At 33.4% G+C, this 16,229-nt stretch carries 12 protein-coding genes; 9 read left to right on the top strand and 3 right to left on the bottom strand.

Annotated elements, in window-relative coordinates; all coding sequences use genetic code 11:
• The first annotated feature begins 58 nt into the window (after positions 1-58).
• A complete protein-coding gene (locus DMB65_RS11805; protein ID WP_041516071.1) occupies positions 59-352 on the top strand; it encodes a DUF6520 family protein in 294 nt (97 codons plus the stop codon).
• A 39-nt stretch (positions 353-391) separates the two neighbouring features.
• Here DMB65_RS11805 and DMB65_RS11800 read toward each other — a convergent pair whose 3' ends face one another.
• Genes DMB65_RS11800 through DMB65_RS11790 form a run of 3 tightly spaced genes read right to left on the bottom strand, consistent with a single transcriptional unit; the run spans position 392 to position 7,502 of the window.
• On the bottom strand, positions 392-3,034 hold the full coding sequence (locus DMB65_RS11800; RefSeq protein ID WP_110306851.1) for an alpha/beta hydrolase family protein: 2,643 nt from the start codon (positions 3,032-3,034) through the stop codon (positions 392-394).
• A 13-nt stretch (positions 3,035-3,047) separates the two neighbouring features.
• Complete coding sequence (locus tag DMB65_RS11795; RefSeq protein WP_110306850.1) at positions 3,048-4,454, bottom strand: RagB/SusD family nutrient uptake outer membrane protein; 1,407 nt, start codon at positions 4,452-4,454, stop codon at positions 3,048-3,050.
• A 15-nt stretch (positions 4,455-4,469) separates the two neighbouring features.
• Positions 4,470-7,502, bottom strand: coding sequence for a SusC/RagA family TonB-linked outer membrane protein (locus tag DMB65_RS11790; RefSeq protein ID WP_110306849.1), 3,033 nt, complete (start codon positions 7,500-7,502; stop codon positions 4,470-4,472).
• Positions 7,503-8,020: 518 nt separating this feature from the next.
• Between DMB65_RS11790 and DMB65_RS11785 the strand changes: the two genes are divergently transcribed.
• The 8 genes from DMB65_RS11785 (at position 8,021) to DMB65_RS11745 (ending at position 16,218) form a co-directional block, all read left to right on the top strand.
• Positions 8,021-8,263, top strand: coding sequence for a helix-turn-helix domain-containing protein (locus DMB65_RS11785; RefSeq protein ID WP_110306848.1), 243 nt, complete (start codon positions 8,021-8,023; stop codon positions 8,261-8,263).
• A 272-nt stretch (positions 8,264-8,535) separates the two neighbouring features.
• Positions 8,536-9,684, top strand: coding sequence for a hypothetical protein (locus tag DMB65_RS11775; protein ID WP_123955332.1), 1,149 nt, complete (start codon positions 8,536-8,538; stop codon positions 9,682-9,684).
• A 210-nt stretch (positions 9,685-9,894) separates the two neighbouring features.
• A complete protein-coding gene (locus tag DMB65_RS11770) occupies positions 9,895-10,266 on the top strand; it encodes a hypothetical protein (RefSeq protein WP_110306845.1) in 372 nt (123 codons plus the stop codon).
• A 182-nt stretch (positions 10,267-10,448) separates the two neighbouring features.
• Entirely contained in the window at positions 10,449-11,096 is a 648-nt protein-coding gene (locus DMB65_RS11765; RefSeq protein ID WP_110306844.1) for a hypothetical protein, read from the top strand.
• 160 nt (positions 11,097-11,256) lie between these two features.
• Entirely contained in the window at positions 11,257-11,919 is a 663-nt protein-coding gene (locus DMB65_RS11760; RefSeq protein ID WP_110306843.1) for a Shedu anti-phage system protein SduA domain-containing protein, read from the top strand.
• A gap of 176 nt (positions 11,920-12,095) precedes the next feature.
• Positions 12,096-12,734 (top strand): hypothetical protein, encoded by a 639-nt coding sequence (locus DMB65_RS11755; RefSeq protein ID WP_110306842.1) that lies wholly within the window; start codon positions 12,096-12,098, stop codon positions 12,732-12,734.
• Between the two features lie 149 nt (positions 12,735-12,883).
• Positions 12,884-15,019, top strand: a complete 2,136-nt coding sequence (locus DMB65_RS11750; RefSeq protein WP_110306841.1) for an ATP-dependent DNA helicase — start codon at positions 12,884-12,886, stop codon at positions 15,017-15,019.
• A complete protein-coding gene (locus tag DMB65_RS11745; RefSeq protein ID WP_110306840.1) occupies positions 15,016-16,218 on the top strand; it encodes a tetratricopeptide repeat protein in 1,203 nt (400 codons plus the stop codon). Before DMB65_RS11750 ends, DMB65_RS11745 begins: the two co-directional genes overlap by 4 nt.
• Positions 16,219-16,229: the final 11 nt, after the last annotated feature.

Here is a 16,229-nt window from a genome sequence, read left to right as displayed (position 1 = left end):
CAGGGGAAGATCGAAAACCTGTGATAGAGTAGATCATTAACCATAAATTATTTAAATCATGAAAACAATTTTTTCAAAACAGGTGGTTATTCCTGCTGCCGTATTTGCCCTTGCGATAGCAGGTGCTTTTACAACTAATGCTATGGAGAAAAATAGTAGATCTACAGCATTGATTGATGGTTACGTAAGGCTAAATCCGGCCGGATTATGTAATGAGGAGCAGACTTATGAATGTGATACTGATAATTTCGGTGCAATTTGCCGAGTGTCAGCTAATCCAGCCTCACAACAGGTATATGCAAAAAATGCTAATGGTGCCTGTACGGTCGAAGTTTATAGACCGCAACAATAAAAACGGTAAATGCAGTTCCAAAAGAACTGCATTTATTTTTTAATTTACTTTAATAAATTCAGGGTTACTTTTTGCTGATAAGTAATTATCAAACCACCGCATCACATATTCTGTTAAATGTTTTTGCTGTTCTTTATCAGTTAAAACATGCTGCTGATCCGGATATAGAAGCATTACATTTTTTTTACCAAGACGGCGCAAGGCTAGATAAAATTCTATAGTCTGATAATAATGTACATGTCTGTCTGCCTCACCTGCCCATGATAAAAGCGGAGTTGTTACCCGATCTGCATAATACACCGGCGAGTTAGCCAGATAACTAAGGAAATTTTTAAAAATCGAGCCGTCCATTCGAAGCTGACCGGACTCGTACTGAAAGAAATTGGGGCGGTTGAAATTCCACGAAACATAAAGGTAGCCACTTATAAGATCAGTGATTGCCGCACCCGCTACGGCAGCGGAAAAAATATTAGTTTGCGTAATTATATAATCTACTTCATACCCTCCAAATGAATGCCCAATCAAGCCTATCCTTTTAGGGTTGACCGGAACAATTTCCAATGCTTTCTTCGTTGCTGCAACAACACAATCAACAGCAGAATTTCCCGGATTGCCAAACTCATACACAATGTCTGGGAGCAAAACAAAATAGCCATTATTTGTATAGTGACTGACATTAAAACCATTGCCACTGTAAAGCGATGGATTAATATAATCGTGTACAGTTTCTGATTGTTTCTCATACACATGAACGATCATAGGATAAAGTTTTTCATGATTATAATTTGCAGGATAAAATAATGCAGCCTTAATACTATTTCCATTCCTATTACGGTAATGAATTACTGAGGAGGTTCCTGAATTGAAATGCTTAAAATGAGAATTACTCTGATATAGTGTCTGTGCTTTTTTTTCTTTTTTTTCTTGTAAAATAAGCCTTGGTGGTGTTTCAAAACTTTCTTCTTTGTAGATCACAGTTTCAGTGTTCAAGGCCATTACAGGATCTGAGATTTTATTTTTGCTCAATATAATTGGAAGTATGGAACTATTTTTTTTATACCACCATAATCCATTCACATTTTCAGCTTTTGATTGAAATATAATTGATTTGTTTACGTTTATTACAGCGTTTGTTACACCATCAAAATTACCTTTTAGCTTCTGCTCATTTGAAACTGGCCTTATCCTATATATTGTTTTTTCGCTCCTTCCATGTGTTAATTTTAGTGCTTTCAAATTTTCGATTGATATTTCCCATATGTCAAACCGGTCATAGAGCAGAATGGATTGGTCATCAGGTGTCCATCCGGGATTTCCGTATGGAAGAGGGCCGTCTCCGCGATCCAAATCTTCAACAGAGAAAGATTCCTGTAAAGCTGCAGTGAGATTAGTATGAATATTTTTCTCAATATTATAAATCCACCAATGATTATTTTTAAAATAGGTAACGTATTTTCCCGCTGGAGATAAGGCAATTTTATCAACTTCATAATTAAAATCTTTTAAAAAATATTGTTCCTGTCCAGTGCCAAGATTGATTGTTTTGTAATCTCTGGCAGCATGAAGATTTGACTGTGGTTCATTGGCGACAGGATTCCATGTGATTGCAAATTTTCTATTGGTGTCAAGCATCAATTTAGAGAAAACAGTATCTGTCAGTATTCTAAAATTATTTTTTTCAGGCCACCATACAACTGTCTTTGGCATTTTAACACTGCCGTCTTTTTCCTTTTCAGCAGGTTCTAAATATTTGTCATCTGCATTCCATACCTGCACGATTTTTTTTGCTGCTTTTTCGGATTTCGGATTTCGGCCTTTAATTTTAAAAAAGACGCTTTTCCCATCCTCTGATATCATCATATCTGAAACAGTTTCGGACTTTATTACATATTTTTTATCAAAATCAAAAGTGGTGTCGGGCTGGAAAACAAACATTTTTTGTGTATCGGTTTTATAGTAAACCAATTCTTTTACCTCTGCTGAAGAATCTGTATTTACATCAGTTCTTGACCTTGAGAATACTGCAGATCCGGCGTTTTGCTGCCAGACAAAACTTGTATAGTTAAAGTTGTCACTTTCTATTATTTTTGATTCTGAGAACTTTTCTTTTATAGTTAAAATCGAAACACTGCAGCCATAGGATACAGATTTGCTGTAGATCAGCTGATTTGATTTTTGATTATAAGCATATCCCTTGACATTTTCTATTTCATAAGATGCAGAACCATCTAATGGTTTAATGATTATTTTTTTTTGCTTGTCTGTGCGCAGAAAAATAATCAAATATTTTTCGTCTGAAGTAAATGAGTAGTTATCTGCATTTTTTGTAATCTCAATTTTCCCTGAAGGCAGATGAAGCAGTGAAAGTTCATTTTGATCGTTTCGGCTGCAAAACCATTTTTCTTTCAGAAAGGTTCCTGCCAAAGTACCTGAAAAGGCATAGTTTTTATTTTTCTGGGTACTTTTTACAAACAGTGTATCAGCACCTTGCTCATAAGATAAACTGTAGGTATACCATTGTCCATTTTCTGAAATGTTTTTTGTTTCCATTGTGCTCCACAATTTGTAATCAGCATCATTGATATTTTTTTTGATTAGTCCCTGTCCCGAAGCGGAACAGGTTACTAATTCAAATATGAGTACGGAAAGCACTCCGTAAACAAATCTTAAATCCTTTTTCATCTTTTATACGGTATTAATATCCTGGATTCTGAGGAAGTAAATTAGGATTCAGAGTCAGTTCAGATTCAGGGACAGGGAGAAGATTGTCGGTTGAATTCCACCCATTTTTTACTCCTAGCAATTGTGAATCCAGTTGTCCGGTTCTTTTCAAATCAAAGAACCGGTGGGCCGATTCAGTAAATAGTTCAAATCGGCGTTCCCGGATAACAGCGTCCAATATTTCCTGCTGTGAAACTGCAGGGGTATTTCCTAATCCTGCATTCTGCCTTATTTTGTTGAGGTCTTCTTTGGCTCCTATCAGGTCTCCCTGCTGCGCCCTTGCTTCAGCACGTATGAGATACTGTTCGGCAAGCCTGAAGATTATGGAATATTCAGTTGAAGTGGCAGTCTTTAATTTGACTTTGTATTTGGCTGCGAAATACCATGTGGAAGTTCCTTTTGATACCGAGCCAATCCATTTTTGTCTTCTCTGGTCACCAATTTCAAAGGCATTGACAAAGTTTGGATTAAGTGCTACATCGGCAGGTGGTCCGGTAAGTAAAATCATTGATCCTCCCTCTGCGCTATTCTGACCTTCAACTCCCGGCTTGTACTGCCAGATGGTGACAGTGCTTCCTTTTAGGAATATTTTACTCAGATCGTTTTCCCATTTGTATGTTCCGGTATTGTTTAGGATATATGAAGCCGCATTGGCAGCTTCAGCCCATGCCCTTGAATACAGATAAACCCTTGCAAGAAGTGCCATTACTACAGCTTTGTTAGCACGTGTGCGATCAGCGGACAAATAACTCTCAGGGAGAAGTGAATACGAATTCTGAAGATCCTCTATTATTTTCGAATACAACAGGTTTGTACTGGAACGCCCAATTGTAGTATTCTGTTTGTAATCTGTTGCTGTAACATAAGGAACATCACCATACAGATTCAATAAATAGAAATGCAAAAGTGATCTTATAAATAGGGCTTCACCAATTAACTGATTTTTATCTGAAGTGACAAGGGTAGCGGAAGCAGTTACTCCCTGTATTACTGAATTGGCGGCATATATTTGATAATAGGCTGTTTTCCACCAGCTTACAACTTGTGGATTAGTAGGCAGCAGTGTGTTGTTGTAAAAATTTAATGTTGTGCCTGAACTAATACCATAGAAATTCAGTTCATCTGTATAAGCACCCATTTTTGTGGTTATCGACACACTGTTTCCTGTTAACATCCCCGAATCGCGCAGGCTGGCATAAATATTTGAAATTGCTGCATTGGCGGTACTCTTATTTTCAAAGACTTCTTCTGTAGAAAGTTGTCCCGATGGGCTGTTAACCTCGACAAACGATTCACAACTGTAACCCGAAATCACTAATAAAGAGATAATTATTCTTTTAAAAAGGGTTATTTGCTTCCGTAGATATAATTTAGTTTCCATAATGTTAGTATTAGTTTAAAAAGTTAGATTAAGTCCCGTTGTAAATACTTTCAATGGTGGCAGGTATCCAGCAAACTTAAATTCAGGGTCATTGCCTTTATAGGGAGTAAAAGTCAGCAGGTTCTGTCCTTCAAAAGAAAGACGACATCGGACTCCTTTTATCCAGTCTTCTGGTAATGTGTAGGATATTGCGATGTTCTTCAGGCGTATATAAGAGGCATCGGTAATGATTCCATCACTGTTGAAATATTTATCCGAGGCATCCAGAACCTCCCCGTCAGCACTGGTGCTAAATCTTTGAAATTCGGCATTGTCTCCGCTGTTCTGCCATCTGTTAAGAATTCTGGTTGTTTGATTACTCTTTGCTCCCGGTAAGCCAAGACTATATTCCTCACTATAATTTTTTTGCTTTGAGAACTGGAGCAGAAAATCAACCTGCCATCTTCTCCAATTAATTTGATTCTGTAATCCTCCAAAAAAATCAGGACTGAAATCTACAACAGTCTGCTTGTCTTCGGGCGATGTTATACGGCCATCGTTATTAATATCCTCAAATTGGTAAATTCCGGTCTGTGCATCTATTCCGGTATAATGGTAGGCTTTTATTATAGTAAGGGGGGCACCGATTACAAATTGGTTCTGATAAGTCGACCCCTTTAAATTGGGAAAGGACAATAATTTATTTTTGGCAAAAGAGATATTGAAGTTCGTGATCCATTTAAAACTCTCTTTTTCAAAATTGACAGTTCTTAAAGTGAGTTCAACTCCGCTATTTTGTACTGATGCATCCAAATTAGATTGAATAGAGGGAAACCCTGTTGTTCCAGGTAATGGAATACCAACGAGCTGATTGGAGGAACGGTTTTGATACCATGCACCCGTAAAGAAAATCCTGTCCCTGAAAAAACCAAGTTCTATGGCAGCTTCCGCTTTTTTATTAATTTCCCACGCAAAGTCTGCATTAAATAAACGAGTTGGCGCTATTCCGGTTACGCCTCCATAATTTGTACTGGCAGTAGAATACGTGTCCATGAACTGATAATCCCCAATCTGATCACTGCCCGTAGTTCCGTAACTGGCTCTTAACTTACCAAAACTAATAACAGGATTAATGGTTTTAGTCTGGTTTTTATTAGAGAAAATCCATGCGCCTCCAACAGCGCCAAAATTAGCAAACTGATTTCCGGGACCAAAACGGCTTGAACCATCACGTCTTCCAGTCAGGTTTAAAATATACCTCTCGTTAAAAACAAAATTCAAACGGGCAAATACTGCCTGATATTTATAAATGGATTCAGTATCTGCTATTGCTTTGAGAACCGTTGCTGAAGATAAGCTGTAAATAAGGGCATTGCTTGTAAATCCGGTTGCTTCCTGTACAAGCTGACTGCCGGATAATTTTTGAAATGTACTACCCAATAATGCCTGTGTTTTTAATTTTCCATAGGATTTATGCCATTCGATTTGGGGTTCTATAATCCATGACTGCCTTTGGGTGTCGGTTGCAGTTATAATAGAATATTCGCTTCCGAGCTGATAGGCAGGATCAAACATAGTAGAAGGCTGTGTGCGGGTTTCGTTATGATTTGTATTGGTAAAACCCAGACTTGCTTTTGCAGTTAAACTAGGCAATATTGCATAGGACAGCATTGTATTTGCAATCAGGTCATTGGTTGCAGTTTTATATTTGCCCTCCAGATAAGACAGAGGGTTTTCCCAAGTGCTGTTCTCCCAATTAAGGTTTCCAGACTCATCGTATAAAGAAGGTGCATTTGGAGCCAGAAGAACCACAAATTGTGTGAGGTCAATTCCCGGCTGGTTATTTTTCTGTGCCGTAAATCCTGCCGTCGTGTTGATTTGAAATCTGCCATCTTCAGATTGATGATTAAGATTAAAACGCACGTTTGCTTTGTTATAGTGGTAGTCTCCCGGAAAAACGGTTGTTTCTTTATGAAAGGCAGAACTGATAAGAAATTGTGTTTTTGAAGAACCTCCGGATAATGATGCCTGAATGTCTGTATAACTTGCCATTCCTCCCAGAAGTTCTTTCTGCCAGTTGGTATATCTGCTTTGATCCCATGTGCCATTTACATCATAATCACTAGGGCCATAATCAATACCGTCATTAGCAAAAGCTTCCCGGCGCATCTCCAGATATTGATCTGTCTTTAACAGATCCATAAAATTTGTAACCTTGCCTATACCTTGCCGTACATCTAATGTGTAACGAGTCAATCCTTCTTTTCCTTTTTTAGTTGTAATCAAAACAACACCATTCGCTCCACGCGAACCGTAGATAGCAGTCGCATCAGCATCTTTCAGTACTTCAATACTTTCAATATCAGCAGGATTAATAGAATTTAACGGATCAGAAGCAGAAGGAAGCACAACGGTACTGCGGCTGCTGCCGACAGTTTGTGAAGAATAAGGAACTCCGTCAATAATATACAAAGGTGCGTTTCCATCACTTCGAATGCTGTTTCTTCCACGAATTTGAATATCAAACCCTCCACCTGCAACTCCGGTTGTCTGGGTAATATTTACTCCAGCCATCCTGCCCTGCATAGCTGCAAGCACATTTGTTACGGGCTGTTTCTCTATGTCTTTTGAAGTAATTTGGGCAATACTTCCGGTACGTTCACTTTCTTTAACTGAATAATATCCAGCATTAACACGAACCTCCTGTAAAGTTGTTGTGTCATAAATCAATTGAACATCTACAGTTTTACGCCCTTTTATTGGTACGAGGGTAGTTTTAAAACCTATAAATGAAACAATTAAGGTATCGGTAGAAGAGGTGGAAAGAGTGTATTGACCACTATAGTCGGAAATGGCTGCATTATTAATTTTATTTTTTACAGCAATAGTTACCCCAGGCAAAGGATTAATGCCATCGGTTATAGTTCCCTGTATTTGATGTTGTTGAGTAAAAATAGTACAGTGCCGGACTGTATTTTTGGAATAAATAGATGAAAAAGAAAAACAAAGCCATATGAAAAATAGGCAATAAAGACCTTTCCCATCCTTGTAAAATGAAAAATTATTCATAATATTGGATTGGTTAGTTAAACGAAGATTTGATTAGCTATGGTCCTCTATACTAGTTTGGTCGCTGGAGTAGAGGGCCATTTTTTATGCATTAAGTAAACGGCTTAATTATCATAAAGAAAGATTTTTTTTTAAGACACAGGCAGTAATATTTTAAAAGGTTCGACTTTGAATAAGAACGAAACTTTAAATAAAAAAAGAAGTAAAACCACTAAGAATAAAAGAAAAGTTTATGACATAAAAAAGGCATGGAACTCAGCTTATTGCCCTCAAGGTACTGGTATACCTACACGCGAATAAGTGAGCCCACGCCCTAAAGCGTGAGCATTTACACTTATCATCTCGCGTGTTAAAATTACCAGTTTTTGAGGACGAGATTCAAAGCGAATGCTTCAAATGTTTTTACATGAAGTATCGCAAATATAATAATTAAGTCCAAATATAATAATAATATTTAATGTAGCAATATATTACCACTGTTTTATTGCTGGTTTTAAACAAATTGCAGAAAAAAGAAAATGATTAGTGATGATGTAAAAAGAGAGTTTCTAGTTAGATTCGGTAAGAGACTTAATAAAATGCGTAAATCAAAGGGACTAAGTTATCGGAAATTAGCAACCCTTTGTGAAACTATTGATCATAGTTACATTAGTAAAATTGAAAAAGGAGAAGCGAATATTACTCTAGAGACAATATTAGAGTTACTTATTGCTTTAGGTGCAAGCCCCAGAGATTTATTTGATTTCGAAATTCAATTATAAAGATGAAAAATTTTGAAAAGATGCTTAGGCATCTTTTTTTATGCGCAATAAAAATTAAAACAGGTATTTATACGGTAGTCATTTCTTTATTAAAAGAATTATTTTGCAACTTATTAATGATACAGATTATGGAAAACCGTAAAAGAAAAGTAAAATGGTTTTGTAAGTTTGGTAATCTAAAAGTACAATGACCCAAAGATAAATAAAATTAGATTTCTTGAAGTCATTTAATGTCGGATATAATTAAGTTATACAGAATCAAACAATATAACATGCATATTTTTAACACAAACAGTTTAGAGATTTTTGATATAGTTTTAGTAAGATTTCCAGAAGATCGAACTTCCAATTTCATAAGAAAATTTTGTAACTCCAATTTTAGCCATGGAATAATTTATCTTGGTAATAATTCATTTGTTGAAGCTTTTAAACCAATTGTAACCCTATTCTCTTCACAACGCTATTATTTTGATGATTTAGAGAATTTAGTCGTTTTACGACTTTGTCCTGAAAGCAAGGAACACTTTGATATAGCTAAAGCGGAAATCTGTTTAAGGAGCTTAACTTATAATAATTACTCGGATGATATTTTAACAGCAATTCGGAAAAGGAATATTTCTGAAACAATTATCAAAGATTTTAAAAATACGAATAAATGGTTTGGAAGTGTTGTCTGTAGTAGCCTGATCACTTTACCATATTATGCTGGAGGAATTGATATTTCTAAAAATGATGAACCCTATTACGCAAATTTTGGTGACATTGAGAATGACAATCGATTTGTAGATGTTACTAGTAATGTCTTGCATGAATATTCTGGTTTACTGCCTGAGAATACATTTGACTATTTTTCATTAGAAACAACAGGTTCTATTTTAGAGAAACAGGCAGGTTGTGCCCTTAAATTAAATCAAGTAGTTGAAGATATTTTTATAGAACTAAAAGCGAATAAAGACAATTATCAAGATATTAGAATTGAAGAATCGGACTTGAAATTTTCAAATTGGGAAGATATATTTCCATACTTAACAAGGTGGTTTTATACTCAAAAAGGAAAAGAAATAGACAATAAAGTTTACAATGAAATCGTAAAAAGTGAATATTATAATTTATGGTTTGAAGAATCTCATATAAATGAATTTATATTTTTTCCAATAAACCATTTTGAAAAAAACATCAATGGTTTTTGCCTGAAAGACCAGCCTATTGATTTTTTCAGAAGCATAAAACAATCAATGGAAGAAACACTGATAAAGATTATTCAGGACGAAGATAATATGGCTAAAACCTATATAACTGCTCCTTGTAAAACTTTTCATGTGCTACTAAATATGTATAATAATTTTGAAGACCAATTAAGAACATCGATTTCGCATTATAATGGGATAATAGACTTAAAAGAAAATAGTGACTGCTTATAGCAGCTACAACAGATTTGAGCATTTGGCTTAATGCGAAGCTGGTTTTGTATTTTGATGATTTGGGAAATCCTAGAACAGGCTTAATTTAACCTGAAAACTGCTGTAGACCATTAAGTTGTATCATGCTTCGGCAGAAAAACATAAAATCAAAATTGAAGCAAAAAATAAACAAGGAATATTAAGCCATTTTATAATTTATATTCGATACTTATGAGTAGAAAAACACTTCGTATAAATAATTTTGGACAAAGTATATTGAGTGAGTTTGATGTATTTTACATTTGGGTTACTGAAATTCAATGGGCATATCCTGAAACTGCAAATAAACCAGATGTGAATAAGGTTAAATTTAATTGGTATTGGAATGGATATAATGGTATTGGTGAAATATATTATTTCAATAACACAAAAACTGTTTGTAATGTATTTGGTGAAAACTTTTCAAATATGACTGTTAACTCTAACTCAAAAAAACAACAACCTAATGGACGTTCAAATTGTGCTTTATACAATGATGGGTCTTTGGAAGAATTATTTAACAGAATATTGAATATGATTGACTTACCAAATCTTGAAAAATAGATAAAGATTGTTATCATAAAAAGCCTGCAGACAACAGCTACGAGGGATTTGGGTAATAGGCTTAATGGAAAAATAGTTTTGTATTTGAGCTTATTTGGTAAATCTGAAAACAGGACTTAATTTCATGATAAACCCACTGTAATACTAGAATTTTAAATGATATTTTTGAAACCGCATACAATATGACAGATATAGATTTCACAACTTATGTAGAAAATAAAAAAATATTTTACGAGAAACTTTCCGGCTTTTCTATTTTGCCAGACAATATAAGTCCTGGTGTTAAGCTTGATAAATTGTTTTTTGAAAGAATGAACAACGAATTTGCTGATTTTTTTGAAAGAAGAAAAACAAATATTCGAATTAATAAATTAGAAAGCTCAGCATATAAAAGTCATTTTAATTCTTTAGATGAAAAAATAATTGAAATATATAACTATAAAGGCCCCGCAATTTATTGGTTCAAAATAAAACTTGAGGGTAATTCTTCAAACGATAAAATTATTAATCGTTTTTCTAGTATTCGCAATCAGAAGTCTGGGTGGTGGTCGAAGGCAAAAAAAGTAGCTGGAAAACAAACTGAATATTTATATGTAGGAAAGGTAGAAAGAAAATTACATGATCGATTTACTCAACATATGGGATTAGGTCATAAAATGACATCATCTTTAAAATTAGCCCAATGGTTCTCAACTTTGGAGAATGTTGAACTTTCATTTCATTTTCTGAAAGTTGACTACGAATATTTTAACTATTTGGAAGATATCGAAAATGTAATTTGGAGAAAGTTCAATCCATTGTTAGGAGCCGAACCAAGAATAAAAGAATAAAAATAATAGCCTGTAACCGCAATTTTTAAGTTTTCAATAGTCGTGAATTATAAGTTCTCTAACAAATTCTATCTTATTAGAAACAACTTACTTCACTGGAATTTGCAACTGACAGTTACAAGCTAAACGGTATGAGCAATGTTAAAATCAAAAATATCAAATGAAAACTGAAGAAATAAAATCGACTTGGGATATTACAAAAATTACCACTGATCTCAAGATTGCGTTTGACAACAATTCCGAAGTCGAATTATTAGCAATATTAAAAGACAACTCTTTTTTGTTCTATGAGCTTTTTAGTCGAAAGTGGGGAATTCAACCAGTTTTTCGTGAAATAAATTTTGGTAGTGAACTACGTTGTGATTATGCTTGGTTAAATGATAATTCAGATGGTCCTGAATGGGTTTTGGTTGAAATTGAAAAACCAAAATTGGATCTTTTTAGAAAAGATAATGAACCAACACATCAATTAAATCATGCTTTCGAACAAGTAAAATCTTGGAGAAGATATTTTAATGAAAATCATGCAGAGAAGAGAAGAATTTTTGGTGCAGTTGGACGCTTTCGCTATATTCTTGTCGGAGGAGACAAGGAAAGCTGGCAAACTGATAATGCTTCAAAATGGAGAATAGATAATAATAAAGAAACTGAAATCGAGATAAGAAGTTCAGACATATTTATTCGTGCTTTGAAGATTTTAGAAGAACGTCCTGATGAACTTTGGAGTTTCGCTGAAAACCCTAAAACACTTCAACCTTCTGAACTCCAAAAGTTTTGGGAAGAGTATGCTTATATGGACAGATGGAGAAAGCTAATCTCTTAAATGATAAAAAAAAAATACTTACTTCAACGGATTCGGACAATTGGCTTAATGGGAAGTTAGTTTATATTTGGGATTATTTGGCAAATCCGAAAATAGGGCTTAATCTATTCATAAACCCGCTGTAATAGCAGAACGTTACCTATAATTAGAAAAACGAAGGCTTTAAAATTAGAAAAATGGAAATGAACCGAATATTTTGTCAACTTCTAAATAAAAATCTAAGTTCATGGGAGGCTCAAGGAATTATTTTAGAGGCTGATAGAAAAATAAGATTTAATTTATTTATTACGTTATACTACGCTACTTTAAATCATAATGCGAAAGACGCATTTGAAGTATTTAAAGAGGCGTATTGTTTAACAGATAATATTCATTCACAAATTCAAAGTAGTCTTTTCAAATTCGATTTAAAAATATTCTTAAAAGATATTCAAAATAGAGGTGTAAATATTCCTGAACTCATGAATAGCATAGAAAAAAACTATTACGATCAGTTACCTCAGTGCTTCAAAATTTATCGAGGAATGAGTAGGAAGGAACATAAAAGTAAAAATTATGGAATCAGTTGGAGTTTAAATAAAGAAACAGCAGAAAAATATATTTTTTATGATAAAAATAAGTCTGAAAAAGGAGGTTTATCAAGTAAGCACGTAAATAAAGAAGATATTCTCACAATCTTCAATGATGGGAAAGATTTTGAAATAATATATTTGAATGATGAAAAGATGTTTTTTTCTAATATTGTTACCCGTCAGTTTTATAAAATCTTGAATTGGAAAACTAAATTTTTTCTGAAATATAAATACGGAAAATAACTACAGGTAACAGATGTATATGGGAGGTTTAGGCTTAACTTGAAGTTGGTTTTGTATTTGCAAAGTCAGGATTTAATCGAAAGTTTAGTCTTTCTAAACCATCACATCTTCAGGTTGTAAAACGTTACATCAAACAAAGTAAAAGACAAATGACATTAAGAGAGATTTTTTCAAAACACATTCTGACAGTAGGACAAAGTTCTCTTATTGACGAATTGGACATATTTCTTTCTAATGAAACAAGTTGTTTTTTGTTGAAAGGTTATGCAGGGACAGGAAAAACGTTTTTGATGAAAGGTCTTACTGATTTCCTTTTTCAAAGTAAAAGGAATTTTGTAATTGCTGCCCCAACTGGAAGAGCTGCAAAAGTAATTTCGCAAAAAACAAGACATAAAGCTTGTACGATTCATAGAGCGATTTACTCAAGTAAAGAACTAAAGGAGTTTAAAATAAAGGGCGAAGATGGAACAGAAACTTTCAAGTTTTATTTTGAAGTTAGAAAAAACGAAGACCCAATTAATACAGTCTACATAATTGACGAAGCGTCAATGATTTCGAATGTTTATTCAGAAGGTGAATTTTTTAGATTTGGGTCGGGTTTTTTACTTCAAGATTTACTTACACACATCAATTTTGATAATAAAGACCATAACAGAAAAATAATTTTTATTGGCGATAACGCACAGTTACCGCCTGTTAATATGAATTTTTCACCAGCTCTTAACGCAAAATATTTGCAGGAAAATTGCTGTCTTGTTTCAAACGAGTTTGAACTGACAGAAGTTGTAAGGCAAAAAGCAGAAAGTGGAATACTTCATAACGCTACAAAAATTCGTAAATCCCTTAAAGAAAACATTTTCAATAAACTTGACATTGAAACGGACTTTAAGGACATCAACAAAACTAAATACGAAGAATTGTTACCAAAATATTTGCAAGCTTGTAATAATAAAATTGATGAAGAAACTATCATTATTGCTCATTCAAATTCTGCCGTTAAAGGTTATAATGATTTTGTTAGAAACCATTTTTTTCCAAATCAAAAAACAATCACAGTTGGCGACAAAGTAATTTTATTGAGTAACAACTACAATTATCCGCAAATGGAATTGCTAAATGGCGATATTGGCTTCATTATAGAAATTTCACCAACAACAGAAAGCAGAAAAATTCCATTAAAACGAAAAAACAGCAAAAATATAGTTGAAGAAATAAATGTTCCGCTAATATTTCGGAATGTGACAATTACATTTACAGACGAAGATTTTAAGAAACACGATATAGAATGCAAAATAATTGAAAACTTACTTTATTCACATGACAGAGATTTGAGTTCAGATGAATTGAAAGCACTTTACATTGATTTTAAAATCAGAAATGAAAACTTAAAAAGTGGAACACAACCATTTAAAGATGCTTTGCGTAGCGACAGATATTTCAACGCATTACGTATAAAATTTGGCTACGCGATCACTTGTCATAAAGCACAAGGTGGAGAATGGGCAAATACATTTTTGAATTGTAAAACTTCTATGGGGTATTTCAATTCAAGTTATTTTCGTTGGCTTTACACAGGAATTACAAGGGCAAAAGAAAATTTGTATACTCTTGAAGAACCACATTTCAGCATTACAAGTAATATACAACCGCCAAAAATCCAAAATATTCAACCAAGACAAGATATTCTTGTGTTAAGCAGAGAAAGTAATGAATTAGAATTACCTTTTGATTTTTCAAATCAAAAGACTTTTATAAAACAAATTTATCTTGTAATAAGTGAAGGTTTAAAAGATGAAAATATAAATATTAGCGAAATTCGTCATACAAATTATTTAGAGCATTACACATTTTTACAAGGTAATGAAATAGCTGTTTTTAAAATCCACTACAATGGACAAAATATAATTACAACTATTGAAAAACCAACAAATTCAACAGATTTCATTGAAAGTGTTTACACAAAACTTACTAATTTTCAAAACAAGTCAATCATAATTGATGAATCCGAAAATAACGAAACAGAATTTGAATTTGAGCAAGTGTTTCAAAAAGAGTTTTATGAAAACTTAAAAGAGAAATTAGAACCTTTCAAATTACATATTGCAAAAATTGAACACAAACAATACCACGAAATCTATGAACTAAAGAAAAACGGTTATACAGCGACATACAAATTTTGGTATGATGGAAAATTTAAGTTCAAAAAAACGGAAGTAATTCCAGCAAGAACAACAGGTTTAGTTGATGAAATTAATGAACTTCTAAAAACTAACTTAAGCTTATGACTTTATTTGATTTTAGCCAGTCTATTAAAGCCTTGAATAATCAAAAGAAATTTTCTGAAACTTTAAAGTTTTTCAAAGAAAACAAAACAGAATTTAAGCCGGATGATATTGGCTTAAATAAATTCATTGTTTATGAAATGATTTCTGCATTGATAGAAACAAATCATTATGAAGTAATTTTCACTTTTATTGAGCAACATAATATTGTTTTAGATGAAAAAAACTTTGGGTATTTACTAAAAAAATTTAAGGACAAACCATCCGTAAATTGGACAGTTGTAAACAAATTCTGTGATTTAGTTTCGGTTGATAATTTGGACACAGAATGTAAAACCATTGAAGTTGAAAGAAAAGGAGAAAAGAAACCGATGGAACTTGCGTCAGATAAAGAAAATTGGTACGCATTTAAAACAAAGGCATTATTTGAAACCCAACAATATCAAGAATGTTATGAGTTCTCAAAAAAGGCACTTGAAAATTTTGAGAAATTTCATTACTCAAATGAAATTTGGTTTGCTCGTAGAATTGCTTTATCAAAAAAACATTTAGGAAACTCAGCAGACGCTTTAAATGAATTATTGCAAGTTCTGCGAAGAAAAAAAGAATGGTTTATACAAAATGAAGTTGCAGAAATATACAAAGAAAACGGAGATTTTGATAAAGCATTCAAATATGCAATTGAAGCAATAAATAACTTTGGTGACCTTGAATACAAGGTTGGTTTACTGGTATTAATTGCTAATATTTTGGGACACAAAGAAGAAACTGAGTTGTCGTTTAAGCATTACATGCTTTCAAAACTATTGCGGCAACAAGAAGAATGGAAAGTTCCACCAACTTTGGATTATGCTTTACAAAATTTAGGTTTTACTCAAATTCCATTGGAACAACTTCCAAACTTGAAAAAGGAATTAAAAAACTATTGGAATACGTTCAAACAACCGCAAACAAAATCATTTGACAAAACTAAAACAACGACGGGCCAAAATCTTGATGGCGAAATTGTAGAAATAAGAAACGATAATGAACGTGGAAAAGATGGATTTTTAAAAAGCAACGGTCAAAAATATTACTTTTCAGTTTCCTCAAACTTTCATCTTACACCGAATATTTTCGTTGGAAAAAAAGTATTGTTTGAAATATTGCCTCCTACAGAAACAAAAAAAGAACAAGTAAGAATTAAAAAGGTAATAACCTGAAACTACGCTAA

The organism is Flavobacterium cheongpyeongense (genome assembly GCF_003202435.1).
Taxonomy (GTDB): domain Bacteria; phylum Bacteroidota; class Bacteroidia; order Flavobacteriales; family Flavobacteriaceae; genus Flavobacterium; species Flavobacterium cheongpyeongense.
This window is presented reverse-complemented; position numbering and strand designations above follow the sequence as displayed.

Bases quoted from the DNA above. Each gene is read 5' to 3' on its own strand.
- DMB65_RS11790 (WP_110306849.1), bottom strand. From the start codon at position 7,502: ATGAATAATTTTTCATTTTACAAGGATGGGAAAGGTCTTTATTGCCTA.
- DMB65_RS11750 (WP_110306841.1), top strand. From the start codon at position 12,884: ATGACATTAAGAGAGATTTTTTCAAAACACATTCTGACAGTAGGACAA.
- DMB65_RS11795 (WP_110306850.1), bottom strand. From the start codon at position 4,454: ATGGAAACTAAATTATATCTACGGAAGCAAATAACCCTTTTTAAAAGA.
- DMB65_RS11770 (WP_110306845.1), top strand. From the start codon at position 9,895: ATGAGTAGAAAAACACTTCGTATAAATAATTTTGGACAAAGTATATTG.
- DMB65_RS11775 (WP_123955332.1), top strand. From the start codon at position 8,536: ATGCATATTTTTAACACAAACAGTTTAGAGATTTTTGATATAGTTTTA.
- DMB65_RS11765 (WP_110306844.1), top strand. From the start codon at position 10,449: ATGACAGATATAGATTTCACAACTTATGTAGAAAATAAAAAAATATTT.
- DMB65_RS11800 (WP_110306851.1), bottom strand. From the start codon at position 3,034: ATGAAAAAGGATTTAAGATTTGTTTACGGAGTGCTTTCCGTACTCATA.
- DMB65_RS11755 (WP_110306842.1), top strand. From the start codon at position 12,096: ATGGAAATGAACCGAATATTTTGTCAACTTCTAAATAAAAATCTAAGT.
- DMB65_RS11785 (WP_110306848.1), top strand. From the start codon at position 8,021: ATGATTAGTGATGATGTAAAAAGAGAGTTTCTAGTTAGATTCGGTAAG.
- DMB65_RS11805 (WP_041516071.1), top strand. From the start codon at position 59: ATGAAAACAATTTTTTCAAAACAGGTGGTTATTCCTGCTGCCGTATTT.
- DMB65_RS11745 (WP_110306840.1), top strand. From the start codon at position 15,016: ATGACTTTATTTGATTTTAGCCAGTCTATTAAAGCCTTGAATAATCAA.
- DMB65_RS11760 (WP_110306843.1), top strand. From the start codon at position 11,257: ATGAAAACTGAAGAAATAAAATCGACTTGGGATATTACAAAAATTACC.